The sequence below is a fragment of the Colwellia sp. 75C3 genome (genome assembly GCF_002836255.1).
In the GTDB taxonomy this organism is placed as follows: Bacteria; Pseudomonadota; Gammaproteobacteria; order Enterobacterales; family Alteromonadaceae; genus Colwellia.
Genome location: NZ_PJAU01000033.1, coordinates 314953 through 334146 on the forward strand (window position 1 = coordinate 314953; position 19194 = coordinate 334146).

The window sequence follows — 19194 nt, forward strand, 5'->3', positions numbered from 1 at the left end:
TAACTATCATTCATAAAATATAGGAAATAATAACCGCCGTGAGTAGCCAACGTCTTTATCAAATCGTTAAAACCTTTCTGAATTTTGGTTTAGATAAAATGGTACCCGCGGGACTATTACCTTGGTATGCCAAAGCCGCGAGACACAGCTTGTTTTGGTTGAGAAATAAACATAAAGATAAAACCCCAGAGCAGCGTTTTCGTTTAGCGATAGAAGCGTTAGGGCCTGTTTTTATTAAGTTTGGGCAAATGTTATCAACTAGGCGTGACTTATTACCGCCAGAATTAGCTGACGAACTCGCCTTATTACAAGATAAAGTAACTCCCTTTGATGGTGAGCAAGCAAAAGACATTATTGTTGCTGCTATGGGGGCAGATGTTTTTGAACAATACTTTAAAGACTTTGACCTGACCCCTTTGGCATCAGCCTCTATCGCGCAAGTTCATACGGCAACACTACTTGCTGGTGATACTGAAAAAAATATTGTTATTAAGGTATTACGACCTAATATCAGCAAAACAATTTTAGCCGACATCAAAGTCATGTCTTTGTTTGCTGGCATCGTGGCGCGCTGGTTACCTGATGGTAAACGCTTACGTCCAAAGGAAGTTGTTGAAGAATATCGTAAAACAATTTTAGATGAGTTAGATCTTAACCGTGAAGCTGGCAATGCCATCCAATTAAAGCGTAATTTTGAACAAGGCAGTGAGTACGATAAAGCGCTTTACGTACCTGAGGTTCATAGTGAGTATAGCTTTGAAAATGTTATGGTCATGGAGCGTATTTATGGCATTGGTGTGGGTGATGTAGAAACCCTTAATCAGCTTGGTGTGAATATGAAGTTACTGGCTGAGCGTGGTGTTGAGGTTTTTTTCACCCAAGTATTTCGTGATAGTTTCTTCCATGCCGATATGCATCCGGGTAATGTGTTTGTTGATGCCACTTCCCCTGAGGATCCTACTTGGATTGCCATTGATTGCGGTATTGTCGGTACCTTAAATCGAGAAGATAAGCGTTACTTAGCCGAAAACTTTGTCGCCTTTTTTAACAGTGATTATCGAAAAGTTGCACAGCTTCACGTTGATTCAGGATGGGTGCCAGCCAATACCAGTGTTGATGAATTTGAATTTGCTATTCGCACAGTTTGTGAGCCTATTTTTAACAAGCCATTGTCAGAAATATCCTTCGGCCAAGTATTAGTTAACTTATTTAATACTGCCCGTCGCTTTAATATGGAAGTACAACCGCAGCTTGTTTTACTGCAAAAAACCTTATTGTATATTGAAGGGTTAGGTCGTCAGTTATATCCGCAGTTGGATTTATGGCAAACGGCAAAACCATTTTTAGAAAATTGGGTCAAAGAGCAAATGGGCGTTAAAGCTGTCTTTAGTAAAATTAAAGCTAACTTACCCTTTTGGAACGAAAAACTACCTGAAATGCCTGACTTAATTTACGACTACCTCAAAACGAGTCGTGAAAACCAACATCAGCAAACGCAATTAATGCACACTATGTTGGCAAATCAAGGTACAAATAATCAACGAATCATCTATAGCATTGTTGTTGCCGCAATTATCATTGCCGGCGCTATTCTTCTAAGTCACTAAGTTTATACCAAACCAGTATTGTTTGACGCTTTTAATTAACGGTTTAACTCAGCTATTACTTACTAATGGTAAAGCGCTAAGTAGTGAGTTTTGACTTGGTCGAAGGGCAGTTTAAAGTGGCTATTAATGAAGCTTCACAGGTTTGCGTAGGTAAGACTGGCTTTTAGTTTAGATAGTACTTGAAGTATGTTGGATAAAAATTTTGATAGGATAATTTACAGCTAAAATATATGGCAGGTTTGCTGAGTGTTAGATAAGAAGTAGGTAAGCGAGCACGCGTAGCGCATCCGCTTACCTATTTGCTATATGCTAGTAATTAAACAGCTACAACTTTATTTGCGCATGGACCTTTTTGTCCTTCGCCTACTTCATATTCTACTGCTTGGCCGTCAGCCAAAGTAGCGTATTGACCGCCAGCTTGAATCTCTGAATGATGTACAAATAAATCTTTGCTGCCATCTTCTGGAGTAATAAAACCGAAACCTTTGTCTGCATTAAACCACTTAACTATACCTTTACTCATAACATTCTCTTTATTTTTGGTGAAAAAATTTAATTCTGATTTGCTATCACCATTACAAAATCAGAAATTGAAATTCGTTGGACACATAATTGCTAAACCGTATGTTGGCAGTACCTTATCGGTTGCCCTAGCCATAAATTTTATATGACCCCATACTAATAATACTAGCGCTAATAGAATTGTGCACCTTAGAAGGATATTGTATTGCTAAATAGCCAAAGAAACCAGCAACAACATACTAAAAACCAGTAATACTATATTTATTAGTCCAGATTACACAATTATTCTACTATATTGAATAAATAGATTAAGAAATAACTTAACGTTCAATTATTTTTTATAATCGGTAAATTATTCTCCTGGCTTAATATTTCGATATTTCGCCATACTCTTTTTAAGATCAACAATGTGCTTCATAATTGGTTCCATCATCCAAGCATGTGCATTGCCCTTATTTGCCCATAACTCATAAGCTCCTTTGGGGGCATTTTTAATATCAAACAATTGTGGGAAAATGAATTTTTGTACTACTGGTGATACCTAGGCAAAGGGTATTGATTAAAATCTTAAGTGAGTTAATCACAACCGTTCCTTAGTTACCGTGGGATCAACCTCCCACGGCAGCCAGCTGTAATTTTCTATCCATAGCCGCTTCTAGTTGGCCTTTTTTGATCGCTAAATCGACTTCAAGTGATTGTCGTTCTTTAACTGATTCTTTATCTTCTTTGTCTTGTAACATTTGAATTTTTACACTTAACTCGAGAATCTCCATCGATAACTCCCGAATTTGCTTATCAAGATCACTTTCTTGAGCTTTTTCTGCGGAGGCCGCTTCTTCTGCAGTCATAGCATTACTTAAGCTGCTGGCATCTATGCTATTTTTCTCTTCATCTTTTTCTTTAGTTTCAGCTGCCGCTGATTTGGCTTTAGCTTCTTCTGACAAAGCCACTTGGTCTGGTTGTAATTGTTTGCTTTTGGCTGGAATAGTCGTCATTTCTTCAGGAGGAGTACCTACAGTGGGTGGGCCTGCAACGGATGCTGAATTGTGATGTGATAAAAGTGAGGTTTGAGTTGTTATGCTTTCCATGGCGACTTCCTTATTGACCTAAAAATAACGACTTAACTCATCAATATACTTATTAATGGGAGAGTTATCTAATTCCTACATGCTAGCATGTTTCATTTTCCGACCAGACAATAATCGTTTATAGTCATTATTTATTTCTAATGTCATTGAACATTTATTAAGGAATAGTTAACTATGGTAAAAATTATCACGCTGATAAGTGCAATAAGCGCGTTAAGTATTTTCGGTTGTAGCCAGCAAGAAGTTCATACTGGTAAATCAGAATTAGCGTTAAGTTATAGTGATAACATTATTACCGCATCGGCGCTGTCTAAGGATGGTCAGTTTAATTTGGTTGCTGATGGTAAAACAGTGTGTTTATGGAATAAAAAACAGGTTGAATCACCATCACATTGTTTAACTGGCAAGGAAGCTGAGTTCATTGAATTACTTGATATTAGTGAAAACAATCAGTTTTACTTAGTCTCAAATCAAGTGTCTGTACGCTTGTATTCAGTGCAGGGTAATAAGCATATCGGTGAATGGCAAGTTGAAGGCAACATCATTAACGATATGGATATATCCGAAAATGGCAGTAAAATATTACTAGGTTTTCGCAGTGGTAAAGCCAGTATTATTGATGTTAAACGTAACAAAGTAAGCACTTTTGAAAAGCATAGGTTAGACATTAATTCGGTGAGCTTATCTGACAATGGTGAAATGGCATTTACCGGTTCAAGTGATAAAATTGCTCGTTTATGGCAAACAAGCTCAGGGGAAAATGTTCATGAATTCTCTCATGGTTCAAGAGTAAACCATGTCAAAATTAGTGCAGATGCCAAGATTGCTTTTACCCTAGATGCGATAAAAGATCGTACCTTTTGGGATTTATCAACGGGAAAAGTCTTATCTGAATTAGATACTAATTTACGTTTCTTCGAGTTTAATGATTCACTTTTTTCCAGTGACAATTCATTACTGTTAACGGGCTCTCCTAAGCAGGTAATTAAATTGTGGCGAGTATCTGATGGTGTATTAATTGCTGAATGGCAATCGACAATGACACGAGGCAGATCATCAATACTGAGTGTGGCTTATTTAGACCAAGATAAAGTTGTTACTGCTAATAGTGATGGACTATTTGAGCAATGGGCTTTACCTAAAGCGAAGGCTAATAATTAAATTTTAACGCTATGTAGTTAACTCAGTATATTGCTATAAACGTCATCTTCGAAGTCTTTGATTGAGGATCCATCACTTTTTAATTGGATCCTCGATTCAGACACTACGGTGATGACGTGCCAGAGCTTTGTAGATAAGCATGTTATATTAAAACGTTAAACTAAACGTTGCGCCGCCTTGGCTATTATTACGTACCGCAACTTTGCCGTTATGAGCCAGCATCACTTGCCTTGTTAAGGCTAAACCAACACCTGAACCTTCTTTTTTAGTGGTGAAAAAGGGCACGAAAATTTGCGTCATATTTTCATCTTCAATACCTTTACCATTATCCGCCACTTCAATAACGACATGACCTCTGACATTTAGAAAGGCATTTAGCATTATTTTTGAAGCAAGGTTCTGTTGTTCTATAGGTCTGTCTACTTTAGCTAGAGCGTGTTCGGCATTAAGTAGTAAGTTAAGTAGTATTTGCTCGATCATGTCAGGATCAACATGAATATCTAAGGCTTGAGGAACAATACTACAAGTTAATTCAATGTCACTTTGTTGCCAATTTTGTTTGGCTAACGTGCTTACATGATCAAACAGGGTCGCTACTGATACGGTTCTTTTATTGGGGCAAGGTAGGCGCGTTAAACGGCGATAACTAGTGACAAACTGCATTAAACCATCACTTCTTCTGGCAACGGTTTTTACTGCCGATAAAACATCATCTAATTCCTCGCTTAACTCCTCTGCTAATTTTTGAGGAATCTCTTCACTAATAGCTGATAAGGTCTGTGTTTTTTCTTGAACATCTTGTACTAGGTCGACTGCTGTTTTAGCCAATGAGGCTACCGGGGTAATGCTGTTCATTATCTCGTGTGTTAAGACACTAACCAAATCTTGCCAAGCTTGCAGTTGAGCTAAGGCGAGTTCACTTTGAATGTCTTGCATACTGAGTAAGGTTTCTCGATTTGTAGCGGTAATAATCTCAGTGGCTGAGATTATTAACTTATGTTCCATGTCATCAATAGTGATATTCACCAGCGTACGCTCACCAGCTAAAATACCTTGTAATTTTTTTGGGAAATCCTCATTAAACTTTGCCATATCATCGATATGGGTAACGGCATTAGTACCAAATAAACGTCTGACACTGTTGTTCCATAAAGTAATTTTACCCTTGTGGTCGATGCTTAATAGCGGCACAGGTACATGCTCAATAACGGCTTTAATGTGACGTAACTCTGCTTCTTGATTTGAACGTACCGCTTGAATTCGCTTTAAAATATCAGTAAAGGTTGAGCCTAATTCATCAAACCCAGTACCGAGGGACTTTAGCTCAAATCGCTGTGAAAAGTCGGCATGGCGTACGGCATCAAAAAAACGTACTAACTCAGCATTGGTTTTGGAAATAAAACGTATTATTTCAAAAAACTGAATAACAAGTACTGCAGTTAGCAGTAGTACCGTTGCGTGATATCCCTCATGCATAACTGCTTGCGTCAGAAAAATCAGCGTTAGCATAGCTAAAATTGTGCGCATGGCTATTAATAGTGAAAATCGTTTAAAGTCCATATTTTTCCATCCTACGGTAAAGTGCGGCACGTGTTAAACCAAGCTCTTTGGCTGTGTGACTAATATTAAAACGATGCTTCTTCAATGCTAAAGCAATAACGTTTTTTTCTATTTGCTCTAAATTGAGTTCCGTTGGCAGTGTCATATCAGCATCTTGAGTGATTGTCTGATCTACTGCTGACATTGATGAACTCGATTTAACAGGGCTAACAACATCAAGCTGAAAATCAGCAGCTGTAAGCATTTCAGACTGGCTTAATATCATTGCACGCTCAATGGCGTGGCGAAGTTCTCGAATATTACCTGGCCAAGCATAAGAAGAAATTGCCGTTAATGCCTCATTGCTTAGCTGTTTAGTGCTGTTACCTTGCTGTTGATATTTCTTGGCGTAAAACTCGACATAATGTTGAGCAAGTAGCGCTATGTCCTCGCTACGTTCACGTAAAGGCGGTAATTTAATTTCAACCGTATTAAGTCTAAATAATAAATCTTGTCGAAAATGTTGTTCATCTTTGAGGGTTTCTTTATTTAAGTTGGTAGCTGACACTACTCTGACATTAAACGCGACCGCTTTATTTTCACCCAAGGGCGTTACTTTTCGCTGTTCTAAGACGGTAAGTAATTTTGCTTGTAAGTGCAGTGGTAAATTTCCTAGTTCATCTAAGAACAATGTACCGCCATCTGCCGCTTGTAAACGACCCACTCTGTCGTGCTGAGCACCAGTAAAGGCCCCCTTTTTATGACCAAATAGTTCACTTTCAAATAAAGTTTCGCTAATCGCGCCTAAATCTACCGACATAAAAACTTGTTGCGCACGCGTGCTTTGCTGATGTATTTCTCTGGCAACCAGCTCTTTTCCGGTGCCATTTTCACCCAATATCATTACATTCGCTTCGGTCGGAGCAGAGCGAGCGATTAGTGATTGTATCTGCTGCATGGCTTGAGATTGACCCAGCATATTTTGCTGATTGGCCGAGTTACTGGCTTGTACTAATACCTTGTTGGTTTCTCGTAATGTTTGTGCTTCACTACGGCTTCTGCCCAGCAATACTGCGGTGGATACCGTCGCGATAACTTTTTCATTTTGCCAAGGTTTGGCAATATAGTCAGTGGCACCTAACTTCATGGCATCAACCGCAACATTAACGCCACCATGGGCGGTGATCATGATAATGACACTTTGTGGTTTGATCTCTAATATTTTTTGTAGCCAATAAAATCCTTGCGCGCCGGAGCTTTCACCCGGACCAAAATTCATATCTAAAATGATGGCGTCAAAGTGCTGATCGTTAATAAAACGGGGAATATGCTCAGGTACATTACAGGTGCTTACCTGGGAAAAATGACGTTTTAGCAGGAGCTTACCTGCAGTTAAAATATCTTCATCGTCATCCACAATGAGGATCTTACCTTCTTTTTTCACGCTTAATTGTCCTTTAAATAGGGTTAGTGCATTACGGTGATATCGCTCGTACCTAGCTTGTTTTTAGGCAGAGCTTAAATTTTTGTTAACAGTGTTTTAATCAATACTACTACACAAAGTGTTCATTAACGTACACCTACTGTTCATTAACGTACAGTTCAAATCAATGTTATTTTCAGTTGTGTTTTAAAGTCATATAAAAACAGTTAGTTACAAGTTGGAACGATTATTGGATTACTAAAGCTAATTAAAAGGTAAATTTATTATGGCTAAAGTTAATATGACAAAAAGCAGCACTCCACTTACTTCTGTCACTACCGCTGTTTCAGGCGCTGGTATGGATCGTAAAGTTAGCACTAATGTTAGCCCAATGAAAAAATGGCTAAGCTTTATATTGATAATACTAATCGTTGTTTTTGCTGGTTACATGATTGCTGGTAAAAGCACGGGCAAAGTTTTATCGGTAGATAATAGCCGCATAGTGATTTCAAAAGTGACTTCGGGTGTATTTGAAGATTTTATCCCCATTCGTGGTCGTGTTACGCCAGCAAAAACAGTGTATTTAGATGCCATTGAGGGCGGGCGAGTAGAACGAATTCTGGTAGAAGATGGTGCTAATTTAACGGCGGGCAATCTTATCGTAGAGTTATCAAATGCTTCATTGCAACTTAGCGCATTAGGTAATGAAACACGTGTAGCAGAGCAGCTAAACAATATGCGCTCAATTGAATTAAACCTAGAGCAAAACCGTCTACAACATAAGCGTAATATTGTTGATATTAAACACCAAATTAAATTACTAACTCGCCAAGTTGACCGCGCACAATCACTTATTGCTTCTGGCGCTATTACCAAGACACAAGTAGAAGATAGCGAAGATACCTTGGTTTGGTATAAAGAGCGTTTGGCGTTAACCCTTGAAAGTCAGCAATCAGATGCTCGTATGCAAGGTGAGCAATTAGCCTTTTTAAAAGACACCAGTAGCCGTTTAGAAAGTAACTTAGCTATTTCACGTCAAAACTTAGACAACATGAATGTCAAAGCGCCTGTAGCGGGCACGTTATCAGGCTTTAATGTTGAAGTAGGGCAAAGCATTGCCCGTGGTGAGCGTCTTGGCCAAATAGATACCCCTAACGATTATAAGTTAACAGCCTTTATTGATGAGTTTTATCTAGGCCGTGTTGATATTGGTCAAACGGCGACTTATCAAAATTATTCATTGGTTATTTCTAAAGTTTATCCGCAAGTACAAAACGGTCAGTTTGAAGTAGATTTCAAATTTATCGCTGAGCAACCTAAAGGTATTCGCCGCGGCCAAACTATTCAAATTAAGCTGACGTTAGGCGATGCCAGTGAAGCGCGGTTAATCCCTAATGGTGCATTCTTTCAAGATACTGGTGGCAAGTGGATGTTTGTTGTTAGTCCTGATGGCAGTAAAGCAGTGAAGCGTAACGTGCGCCTAGGTCGACGTAATAACCAGTTTATTGAAGTGATTGAAGGGCTTGAACTAGGTGAGGAAGTTGTGACTAGCCCTTATAGCAGCTACCAAGATATGCAAACACTTAACTTTAATTAAGGGCGATTAGCCGCACTGAGCCTATAGAAACGATTTATTAGACAATTATTTATACCTGAAATTTATAGCAAAAGATAAAAAACAATTAATAACTGAACAGCACATTAAAAGACTCATGAAGAGCAAAGGAATTTACCATGCTAAAACTACATAATTTAACACGCGTATATCAAACTGAAGACGTAGAAACATCGGCTTTGAACAATGTAAATATTGAAATTGCCCAAGGCGAGTTTGTTGCCATTATGGGGCCATCAGGTTGTGGTAAATCAACCTTACTTAATGCTATTGGTATGTTGGATTCACCGAGTAGTGGTGACTATATTTTTAACGGGGAAAATGTTGCGGGTTATTCAGAAAAACAGCTATCCGTTATTCGTAAAAAAAGCATTGGCTTTATCTTTCAAAACTTCAACTTGATTGATGAGTTAACCGTGGCTGAAAATATTGAATTAGCCTTAATTTATCACAACATCCCATCAGCAGAGCGCAAAGCTAAAGTTGAAAAGGTTATGGATAAAGTCGGTATTGCTCATCGCGCTAAGCACTTACCTAGTCAGTTATCGGGCGGTCAGCAACAACGTGTTGCCGTTGCTAGAGCCGTTGTTGGTGATCAAAAAATGATTTTGGCTGATGAACCCACGGGTAATTTAGATAGTGCTCACGGTCAAGAAGTGATGGAAATGTTACAAGCACTTAACGATGAAGGCACCACCATAGTAATGGTGACGCATAGCCCAGCACACGCTGATTACGCGAGACGTACTATTAATTTATTTGATGGTCATGTGGTTGCAGAAAGTGTTCGTGCCACCGAGCAAACGGCTTAACTTTAATTAATGTCATTAGCATTAGGAAAAAATTATGTTTCACAATTACCTTATTACCGCTTGGCGCAATATCATTAAAAACGGTATTTTTTCGGTTATTAACATTTTTGGTTTAGCCATTGGTTTAATGAGCTGTATTTTAATCATGTTATTTGTTCGCCAAGAATCAGGTTTTGATACCTGGATTAAAGATCATGGTCAACTAGTACGTACGCACACTGCTTATTCTATTCCTAATCAAGAACCGTTTGATTCTGTACGATCTGCGGGTAGCATGATGGAAGCAATTCGTGATTATGCTAAAAATGAAATTGAAACCGGCGTACGCTTTATTCAGTTTGATATGACAGTAAGACAAAATGAAAATGCCTTTCCAGAGCAATTTACTATGGTTGATGGCAGTTTTTTTAATGTTTTTGATTTGCCTTTTATTCATGGTTCTAAAGAGTCTTCATTTAAAAAACCAATGGATTTGGTTATCACTGAAGAGTTAGCTTACAAATACTTTGGCAAAAGTGATGTTGTTGGTGAAACACTTACCGTGTGTTGTGTTGCTGGCAATACGTCAACCTTGACTATCACTGGCGTGATGAAAAACTTACCTGATGCAACGCATTTGAATACTGATATGGTGATTTATTTACAGCCAGCCTTGTTTAGCGACGGTGATGGTATGTTGAAGACTTGGACTAGCTTGAACGTTTATACCTATTTTAAATTGAATCCAGGTATTGTACCTGAGCAATTACAAGAGCGTATTGATTTCTGGATGAATAATGAAAGTCCACTTGTTGAAATGCTCGTTAATATTTTAGGTGAAAAATCCTCAGGCAAGCAGGTGACTGATCTTGTTAAAATGCACGTAATGCCGGTATCAGACTTGCATTTACATGCTAAAAGCCAAGCGGGTAATGGTGGTGACTTAACGCCAATGGGTGATAGTAAAATGATCACTACCTTTATCATTGTTGCTAGCTTAGTGTTACTTATCGCTTGTATAAACTTCATGAATTTATCTACTGCAAAAGCCAGTAAAAGAGCGCGAGAAGTGGCTATGCGAAAAGTACTAGGTGCGAGCAGAACCCAAGTGGCCATTCAGTTTTTAGGCGAAGCCATTGCCTTAGTTTTACTGTCATTACTGTTTGCTTTAGTCGCTGTTGAGTTAGTGTTACCTATATATAATGAACTGTTAGGTAAAGAATTAGCCTTACATTTGTTTGATGATCCCAGTTTATTGTTCAGCTTAATTGGCCTTGCTGTCTGTGTCGGCATTGGCGCTGGAATTTACCCAGCACTGTATTTATCACGTTTTTTACCAGGACAAATTCTAAAATCAAGTAAAAATGTCGAGTCGAAAAATTCAGCAAAATTTAGAAGCGTACTGGTGGTATTTCAATTCACAACATCCATTGTTTTAGTGATTTCAACCTTGGTTGTTTATGGCCAAACGATTTTTTCTAATAACATGGAAGTGGGTTATGAAAGCGATAATAAGTTGGTGCTTAATATTCGTAACGCAGGCGATAACGTAGCAAGTTTAAAGCAAGAGTTATTAAACTTGCCTGAAGTGACGAGTGTCGTTGTCTCTTCTGAAGCACCATCTCAAGATTTTGAGAATAATAACAACTTCAAATTATTAGAGCCACATGCCAATGGCGGCGCTAATGAAGCTAAACTAATAAATTATCATAATATGGGCTATGGATTTTTTGAAGCTTATCAAGTGAAGCCGATAGCAGGTCGATTGTTTGATGAAAACTTTGGTTCAGACACTATTAAACAAGTTGCCAAAGATGAAGTGGGTAAATCAAGTGTGGTACTGAATAGCTCTGCCTTGAAAAAATTTGGCTTTAGCAGTGCAGAAGATGCTATTGGTAAAACATTGGAAAGTGATATCAGAGGGACACAGCATTTAACCATCATTGGCGTTATCCCTGACATTTACTTTCGTTCTATTAAATTTGGCGTAAGAGCTTCGGTATATACATTAAATCCAGAACGTTTTCGCGTAGCAAATATTTCTTTTACCACCAATAATATACCGAGTTTGATTCGTACAATTGAAGGTGTATGGAAGAATAGTGTACCGATGCAGCCGATTAACTTGCAGTTTTTAAGTGAAATGATGGCGGAGCAATACCATGATGAACTAACCACTGCGCAGTTGTTCTTGGTGTTCTCATTAATTGCTATTGTGATTGCGTGTTTGGGTTTATATGGTTTATCTGCTTTTACAGTAGAAAGAAGAACCAAAGAAATTGGTATCAGAAAAGTGATGGGTGCCACTGTTACAGATATTGTTGGTTTGCTTATTTGGCAATTTTCAAAACCGGTAGTGCTGGCGAACCTCATTGCTTGGCCTATTGCCGCTTACTTGATGTTAACGTGGTTAGAGTCATTTCCTTATCGCATAGGGGCTATTTGGCTAGTGCCAATCTGTTTAGGCGTGGGTTTGTTATCATTAATTATTGCGTGGAGCACAGTAGGTGGTAATGCCGCTAAAGTAGCGAGAAAAAACCCAATCAAAGCACTTAGGTATGAATAAAAAAGAGCATGAAAATAGTAATGATTTAGCTAAGTAGACATTCTGTTTAGCTGAGCGTTACTCATACTAAGATAGAGTAATAAAGGGCAATGAATAGTATTCATTGCCCTTTTTCTTGCTGGTCTTGCTTTTTATGGCACTACTTATTTGGACTTTCTTTTGTTAAGTAATCGATAAATTTTTGCACCAGTAAATTATGATGACTATCTTTATGGGTCACTAAAGAAAAGCGACGAGATAAATTTAACGGCGATTTTAGCGCCACTAAACTGCCATTTTTTAGCTCTTCAGTAATAGTTAGCTGAGACAAGCAACCTAAGCCTAAACCTGCTTTGACCGACTCTTTAATTGCACCTTGTCTCGTTAGCTCTATGCCTAAATTAATTTGTGCTCCCGCTTGCTCAATCGCGGCATCAAATATTGCACGTGTACCTGAGCCATGTTCACGCAAAACCCAAGCGTGTTGTTGAAGTTGTTCAAGGTTAATGACTCCTTTTTTTGCTAGCGGATGATCAATAGGACAAAAAATTTGCAGCTTGTCTTGTTGCCACGGAGTTATTTGTAAGTGCTTATGTACTACCGGCCCCTCTATCAAACCAATGGACGCTTTACCTTTAGCTAAATAATCTATCACCATTTGGGTATTACCTATGTGTATCTCAGGGACAACTTCAGGGTAAAGTTTTACGAATTTAGCAATTAACTTAGGCAGTAAATAAGTAGCGATGGTAGCACTGGCGACAATTCTTAATACACCACTCATGGTGTTTAAATTGGCAAGTTTTAAGCTATCGAGTAAATCGGCTATTTGACGTACTTTAGGCAGTGACTTAAGGCCATTTTCAGTGATCAATAAATCTCGACCAACGCGCTCAAATAGTGGGTAACCTAGGCTCTCTTCCAATTCTTTCAGCGCTTGGCTGGCGGCAGATTGGCTTAAAGAAAGCTCACTAGCAGCCTTAGTTAGTTTACCTAAGCGCGCTGTTGCCTCAAAAAGTTGCAGTTTTTTTATCGAGATACTCATCGCTTATGCAGCCTTAACTTTAGCTAGTAGTGTTTTAGTTGATTTAATTATAGTTCGGTTTTTTGAATACTATACATCCAATCAATCCATTATTCTTATTTAAAACTTTACGCTATATTATATTCCATAAAGTGATTACTGGTTGAGAGTGACTGGTAAACACATAGTCAGCGGCTAATTAGTTAAATTAGTCGTTCTTTATTCGCTATTCATTAGCCAAGAGGTGCGTTATGCCTACCTATATAGTTCTCCCTATTATTGCCTTATTGGCCATTGCCCTAGCAAAAGTAGAAGTTATATCAGCTTTTGGTTTGAGCGCACTGCCTTTAGCTATTGTCTTTGGCATGCTTTATGGTCATTTTTCATTAAGAGTTGAAGATGAAAGAGATCAGCAGTTCTCAACGTTTTGTAAACAAAAGCTACTAAGGGTCGGTATTGTATTATTTGGCTTTGGTTTGAGCTTTCAGCAAATTATCGCAGTAGGTTGGCAAGCAGTTGCTATTGATTTAGTCGTGATAACTACCGTTTTTTCTGTTGGCACTTTTGTTGGTATTAAAGTACTTAAACTACATCGTGATGTTGCTATTTTAACAGCGGCAGGTAGTGCTATTTGTGGCGCCGCAGCCATACTTGCGACCGAATCGGTACTTAAACCAAAACAAGAACACATTACTATTGCCATAGCTACGGTTGTGCTGTTTGGTACCTTAGCCATGTTTAGCTACCCATTTATTTATCAGTGGGTAGATATGACCGACCAGTCTTTTGGTATTTATATTGGCAGTACCGCCCATGAAGTAGCGCAAGCCGTTGCCGCAGGACAAAGTATTAATGGCGAAACCATGCAAACAGCAGTGGTAGTAAAACTCATTAGAGTGATGATGTTAGCGCCATTTATTCTCATGCTAAGCGCAGGACTTAATCGCATTGCTAACCGTGCAGATAACGGTGTTAGTAAAAGCGCTAAGCGTGAAAAAAGTGTTATTACTATCCCATGGTTTGTTTTTGGCTTTATGGCTACCGCTATGATTAATAGTATTGTTATCTTGCCAGAGTTTCTTAAAGTAGCATTCAGTTTTGCCAGCCAATTTTCTTTAGCCATGGCAATGGCGGCTTTAGGCGCACAAACTCAATGGGCGACTATTAAAGCCGCGGGGCCTAAGCCGCTAATATTGGCATTATTACTCTTTATTATTTTAATTTTTGGTGGTTTTTTCTTAAGTTCATGGTTAGTCTAGAGATTAAAGATAGGACGTTTTTTAGCTTTAATATTAGTTTTTAAATAAAAGTAAAAATAGTTTTAAACCTTTTATCTTTATGTTGCATCTCACTTAGTAATGCCCCCAATTATTGCTAAGTGATTAATAGATTAAGTCACTTAAAATTGAAATATTATAATAAAGATATATGGAGATACCCTATGTTAAACACGAAAAATACTTTTAAATATGCCCCAATTGCACTTTTGTTAATTGCAGGTGGTTTACAAGCAAAAACCTATAACGAAGAGTTTACTGTCGCTAGTGACGGTTTACTTAAAATTGTTACCGATGTTGGTGCAATAGATATTGATACCCATGCAAAAGAAACGATACTGGTTGAAGTAGAAATTAGCGGCAAAAATGAAGATGATATGAGCGTTCACTTCAATAAGAATGGTAATAATGTCAGTATCAAAGGTGATTTTGATCGTAGTGGTTTTGGCTTTGGTAATAATCATATACGCGTTACTTATAAAGTCACCGTACCGGAAAATTATAATCTAAACCTTGATACCAGCGGTGGCTCTATTGAAATTGAAAACCTGAAAGGGAAAGTTGATGCCCATACATCAGGCGGCTCAATTACATTAGAGGATATGGTAGGCGATGTTGATATTAAAACTTCTGGTGGCAGTTTAGATTTGGATAATATTATCGGAGAGATAAATGCTAAAACCTCTGGTGGTAGTATTAAACTTAAGTTACCAACAAACCCGACCAAAGATAGTAAGGTAAAAACCTCTGGCGGCTCTATTACCGCTTATTTAGCGAAAGATGTTGCGGTAAATCTTTCGGCTAAAACCAGTGGTGGACGTGTATCAAGTGAGTTTGCTGTTAATGGCACCACGAAGAAGCGTTCTATTATTGGTACTATCAATGGTGGTGGCCCTGAATTAGTACTAAAAACCAGTGGCGGTAGTGTACGTATTAAAGAAATTTAACTACTAAGCAGTAAATCATTCGCCAGAGGTTAGGTGTTTAAATTAAAAAAGCGTAATAAGTTACTTATTACGCTTTTTTAATTTATATCATTTGCAATACTCATTTTGGCTTAGTATCTACATTCATTAATAAATCTATGGCCTGTTCAGAGGGATCTTTGCAGTGTGGGTAAATAGCAATATAGCCAGTCCCTCCGCAATTAATAAGTTGCTATCAAATAGTCTAATCAGTAAATATTTATTTCGAACGTTTTGATTTTAAAAGCATCTACATCTATTATATAAAAACATATCAAATGGCTGTTTTTATTGGTTTAATCAAATAAAAATTATTCAGATATCTCAAAATTACCAGTATGAAGTAAAAACTAGAGAAAAAGGGCTATGCTACTAGATTTAAAATTGGTTAAAAACACAGGTAGTAAGCTTATCTTTTCATGGCTTAAGTTCTTTCTCCTTTCCGCTTTGCTTCCTTTTTCAACTTTTGCTCAAGATACCTCCTTTCGTTTTAAGAGACTAGGATTAGAGGATGGCTTGTCTCAAGTAAGTGTTAATTCCATAGCACAAGATGCAAATGGCTTTATCTGGTTTGCTACTCAAGATGGTTTAAACAAATATGATGGCTATAAAATAACAACATATAGACACCAACCGTCAGATCCTAATAGCATTATCAATAATCATATATTCGCTATTTTTAAGGATTCAAGGAACAACTTATGGATAGGTGGTTATGGTGGTTTGAGCAAATACGAACCGAAAACAGACAATTTTACTCATTATAATAGTCCATCGTTGAGTAATTCGAACGGAAAAAGTGCTTATATACAGGCTTTATTTGAAGATTCAGATGGTGAGCTTTGGCTGTCATCCAACATAGGACTTTATCGATTTAATATTGATACAAATACTTATACTTTATATTTACCTGACCCTAACACCTCTAATAGTCTAATTCATGACGAAATAAAGTCTATTGCCGAGGATGCGATAGGCAATATTTGGATAGGTACGACTATTGGAGTAAGTAAGTATAATAAGAGCGATAATACCTTTACTAATTATCAACACTCCCCGAATAATCCGCATAGTTTAAGTAATAATTTTGTATGGAAAATATATAAAGATTCCCAAAATAACTTATGGTTTGGTACTTTTGGGGGAGGATTAGATAGATACAATAGTGATACCGGAAAATTTATTCACCATAGGGCAAACACTCAAAAGAAAAACTCATTAGGTAATAACGATATACGAGCAATTCTTGAAGACAGTAATGGCATTATCTGGTTAGGCACCAATAACGGTTTATACGCTTTTGATTCAAGCAAATTCATATTTCGGCGATTCAAATATTCAGCAAATGACAGTTATAGTTTAAGCCATGATGTGATTTACTCATTATTTCAAGATAAAGATGGCTTATTATGGGCAGGAACATTAGGCGGTGGAGTCAACTCCTTTAGGCCAAATACCAGCGTATTTAAGCATTATCGGTCGAACCCAAATAATCCTGAAAGTTTAAACGCAAACATGGTCTATGCAATTTATGATGATGATGAAAATGTCTGGGTAGGCACTTCTGGAGGCGGACTCAATAAACTAAATAAAAGCACGGGAAAATTCTCTAACTTCACGAATTCTGAAATAAGTGCTGTTTTAGGTTCGCATAAGATTAGCTATATTATTGAAGCTTCAGCAACAGAATTGTGGTTAAGTACAAACTCTGATGGCCTAATAAAATATAATAAAAATACAGGTAACCTCACTCAATACAAACATCATTCAGATGATATAAATAGCTTGAGCAACGATAGAGCACGAGGACTAGCTAAAGATAAATACGGTAACTTATGGATTGGTACCGCTGGGGGAGGATTGAATAAGTTAGATGTTATTAGTGGTAAATTCAGCAATTTCATGCCCGATACAACCAATTCAAATAGTATCAGTACAAACTTTATCCGATGCTTACTTTATGACTCTAAAGGAAGGCTATGGACAGGCTCTTATGGCCAAGGTTTAAACAGATTCGACCTTGATACGCAGACTTTTATTAACTTTAACAAGAGCACTGTAAAAGAAACAAAACTGAGCAACAAATTTATACGCTCAATTTTTGAAGACAGTAGCGGTAATATATGGGTTCTGACTAATGGCGGTATTATTAAATATGATGAAAATAAGGGAAGTTTTCACTCTTACACCACTAGCGATGGATTACCCAGTAATGTTGTATACGGAGCATTAGAGGATCAAAACAACAATTTATGGCTAAGCACTAACAATGGCTTAAGTAAATTCAACCCTCAAAATATAACATTTGAAAACTATACCAAAGATGACGGCATTCAAGAGAGCGAATTTAATACTGGTTCATTCTTCCAAAATAAAAAGGGTGAAATGTATTTTGGTGGTATAAATGGCTTCACTTTGTTTCATCCTGAGAATATTAAAAAAGACAAAGAAATCCCAACAGTTACTTTCACCAATTTATTACTTTATAACGATGTTATCGAAGTCGGAGATTCAGATCACTTCTCTAGTCACATAAGTTCAACGAATAATTTGAATTTTTCTCACGATGATGACGTTATAACCTTCGAATTTTCTGCATTAAGTTATTGGAAGGCCCATCAAATATCTTATCGATACCAATTACAGGGCTTCAGTGATAATTGGATAGAAACAGATTTTAGCAACAGAAGAGCGACCTTCACCAACTTGTCAAAAGGTGACTATATTCTCAAGGTTAAAGCATCGAACAGAAATGGAATCTGGGGAGAAACAACTTCTGATTTAAAGATATCTATTGCAGCGGCATACTGGGAGACAACTTGGTTCAGAGGATTATTATTCGCTATGGGAATAATAATATGTATTTTTGCAATAAAATGGCGAGAAAACGCATTAAACAATCAAAACCTAGTGTTGGATATTATGGTTAAGGAGCGAACAAAAGAGCTTGAATCAAGTCAGGAATATTCTAATAAGCTCGAGAACTTAGTACAAGAACGTACCTTACATTTACAGAAAGCCAACGCAGCCTTAGAGAAATCATCAATTACTGATGCACTTACCGGAATTCGAAATCGCCGCTTTCTTGATCAACAACTTGCAAGTGATTGGTCAATACAATCTCGTAATAATTTGCCCTTATCAATTTTAATGATCGATGTGGATTTTTTCAAAAAATACAACGATTATTACGGACACCAACAAGGCGATGAGTGTTTGCAAAAAATAACAAAAGAAATTCAGTCAGTTATAAACCGCCCAACAGATAATCTTTGTCGATATGGTGGGGAAGAATTCGTAGTGATTACCTACAATGATGCTGAGGGTGCAAGGTATATTGCTAAACTTATTCTGAAGAAGATTGATAGCTTAGCCTTAGCCCACTTCAAGTCAGATAAAGGCATAGTCTCTGTCAGTATAGGAGTTGGCACTATGATCCCATCAACCGAAGTTGCACCTGCTCGATTACTTGCTTATGCCGATGATGCATTATACCAAGCAAAGGATAATGGCCGAGATCAACTATATTAATTTTCTTTACTTAAAGCGGATGATTTTGAGCCTGATCATCAAGTTTTTTATATAACTTACTTCCTCTTGGGCTTGATTAACAAGCTGACGGGCATTTTTCTGATAG

The 19194-nt window shown here is 37.6% G+C and carries 13 protein-coding genes; 8 read left to right on the forward strand and 5 right to left on the reverse strand.

From position 1 onward, the window contains the following. The first annotated feature begins 38 nt into the window (after window positions 1-38). Window positions 39-1607 (forward strand): ubiquinone biosynthesis regulatory protein kinase UbiB, encoded by a 1569-nt coding sequence (ubiB, locus tag CXF85_RS05870; RefSeq protein ID WP_101227591.1) that lies wholly within the window; start codon window positions 39-41, stop codon window positions 1605-1607. A gap of 316 nt (window positions 1608-1923) precedes the next feature. On the opposite strand, the gene CXF85_RS05875 is transcribed toward ubiB, so the two are convergent. Both CXF85_RS05875 and CXF85_RS05880 read right to left on the reverse strand, forming a co-directional pair. Then, window positions 1924-2130: a cold-shock protein gene (locus CXF85_RS05875; RefSeq protein WP_101227592.1), complete on the reverse strand. Its 207-nt coding sequence runs from the start codon at window positions 2128-2130 to the stop codon at window positions 1924-1926. A 607-nt stretch (window positions 2131-2737) separates the two neighbouring features. Further along, the gene (locus tag CXF85_RS05880) at window positions 2738-3217 is read right to left on the reverse strand and encodes a hypothetical protein (RefSeq protein WP_232771090.1); all 480 of its coding nucleotides are present in this window, start codon (window positions 3215-3217) and stop codon (window positions 2738-2740) included. A 174-nt stretch (window positions 3218-3391) separates the two neighbouring features. On the opposite strand from CXF85_RS05880, the gene CXF85_RS05885 reads away from it, so the two are divergent. Continuing rightward, window positions 3392-4378 (forward strand): WD40 repeat domain-containing protein, encoded by a 987-nt coding sequence (locus CXF85_RS05885; RefSeq protein ID WP_101227593.1) that lies wholly within the window; start codon window positions 3392-3394, stop codon window positions 4376-4378. Window positions 4379-4525: 147 nt separating this feature from the next. On the opposite strand, the gene CXF85_RS05890 is transcribed toward CXF85_RS05885, so the two are convergent. Beyond that, entirely contained in the window at window positions 4526-5938 is a 1413-nt protein-coding gene (locus CXF85_RS05890) for a sensor histidine kinase (protein ID WP_101227594.1), read from the reverse strand. Continuing rightward, window positions 5928-7361 (reverse strand): sigma-54-dependent transcriptional regulator, encoded by a 1434-nt coding sequence (locus tag CXF85_RS05895; RefSeq protein WP_101227595.1) that lies wholly within the window; start codon window positions 7359-7361, stop codon window positions 5928-5930. The genes CXF85_RS05890 and CXF85_RS05895 overlap by 11 nt, the downstream gene beginning before the upstream one ends. A 265-nt stretch (window positions 7362-7626) precedes the next feature. Between CXF85_RS05895 and CXF85_RS05900 the strand changes: the two genes are divergently transcribed. From CXF85_RS05900 to CXF85_RS05910, 3 genes are all read left to right on the forward strand, one after another. Beyond that, window positions 7627-8937 carry an efflux RND transporter periplasmic adaptor subunit gene (locus CXF85_RS05900; protein WP_101227596.1) on the forward strand — a complete coding sequence of 437 codons (1311 nt, stop codon included), beginning with the start codon at window positions 7627-7629 and terminating at the stop codon, window positions 8935-8937. Between the two features lie 137 nt (window positions 8938-9074). Then, a complete protein-coding gene (locus tag CXF85_RS05905) occupies window positions 9075-9767 on the forward strand; it encodes an ABC transporter ATP-binding protein (protein ID WP_101227597.1) in 693 nt (230 codons plus the stop codon). 34 nt (window positions 9768-9801) lie between these two features. Further along, a complete protein-coding gene (locus tag CXF85_RS05910) occupies window positions 9802-12312 on the forward strand; it encodes an ABC transporter permease (protein ID WP_101227598.1) in 2511 nt (836 codons plus the stop codon). A gap of 139 nt (window positions 12313-12451) precedes the next feature. On the opposite strand, the gene CXF85_RS05915 is transcribed toward CXF85_RS05910, so the two are convergent. Then, the gene (locus tag CXF85_RS05915; RefSeq protein WP_101227599.1) at window positions 12452-13336 is read right to left on the reverse strand and encodes a LysR family transcriptional regulator; all 885 of its coding nucleotides are present in this window, start codon (window positions 13334-13336) and stop codon (window positions 12452-12454) included. A 230-nt stretch (window positions 13337-13566) separates the two neighbouring features. On the opposite strand from CXF85_RS05915, the gene CXF85_RS05920 reads away from it, so the two are divergent. The 3 genes from CXF85_RS05920 to CXF85_RS05930 all read left to right on the forward strand — a co-directional run bounded on the left by CXF85_RS05920 (window position 13567) and on the right by CXF85_RS05930 (window position 19088). Continuing rightward, entirely contained in the window at window positions 13567-14574 is a 1008-nt protein-coding gene (locus CXF85_RS05920; RefSeq protein ID WP_101227600.1) for a YeiH family protein, read from the forward strand. A 182-nt stretch (window positions 14575-14756) separates the two neighbouring features. Then, the gene (locus CXF85_RS05925) at window positions 14757-15539 is read left to right on the forward strand and encodes a DUF4097 family beta strand repeat-containing protein (RefSeq protein ID WP_101227601.1); all 783 of its coding nucleotides are present in this window, start codon (window positions 14757-14759) and stop codon (window positions 15537-15539) included. A 384-nt stretch (window positions 15540-15923) separates the two neighbouring features. Beyond that, window positions 15924-19088, forward strand: coding sequence for a two-component regulator propeller domain-containing protein (locus CXF85_RS05930; RefSeq protein WP_101227602.1), 3165 nt, complete (start codon window positions 15924-15926; stop codon window positions 19086-19088). The last annotated feature ends 106 nt before the right edge of the window (window positions 19089-19194 follow it).

Coding starts and splice junctions, on each gene's coding strand:
- CXF85_RS05910 (WP_101227598.1), top strand. CDS start 9,802: ATGTTTCACAATTACCTTATTACCGCTTGGCGCAATATCATTAAAAAC.
- CXF85_RS05915 (WP_101227599.1), bottom strand. CDS start 13,336: ATGAGTATCTCGATAAAAAAACTGCAACTTTTTGAGGCAACAGCGCGC.
- CXF85_RS05925 (WP_101227601.1), top strand. CDS start 14,757: ATGTTAAACACGAAAAATACTTTTAAATATGCCCCAATTGCACTTTTG.
- CXF85_RS05890 (WP_101227594.1), bottom strand. CDS start 5,938: ATGGACTTTAAACGATTTTCACTATTAATAGCCATGCGCACAATTTTA.
- CXF85_RS05920 (WP_101227600.1), top strand. CDS start 13,567: ATGCCTACCTATATAGTTCTCCCTATTATTGCCTTATTGGCCATTGCC.
- CXF85_RS05880 (WP_232771090.1), bottom strand. CDS start 3,217: ATGGAAAGCATAACAACTCAAACCTCACTTTTATCACATCACAATTCA.
- CXF85_RS05905 (WP_101227597.1), top strand. CDS start 9,075: ATGCTAAAACTACATAATTTAACACGCGTATATCAAACTGAAGACGTA.
- CXF85_RS05875 (WP_101227592.1), bottom strand. CDS start 2,130: ATGAGTAAAGGTATAGTTAAGTGGTTTAATGCAGACAAAGGTTTCGGT.
- CXF85_RS05930 (WP_101227602.1), top strand. CDS start 15,924: ATGCTACTAGATTTAAAATTGGTTAAAAACACAGGTAGTAAGCTTATC.
- CXF85_RS05885 (WP_101227593.1), top strand. CDS start 3,392: ATGGTAAAAATTATCACGCTGATAAGTGCAATAAGCGCGTTAAGTATT.
- CXF85_RS05900 (WP_101227596.1), top strand. CDS start 7,627: ATGGCTAAAGTTAATATGACAAAAAGCAGCACTCCACTTACTTCTGTC.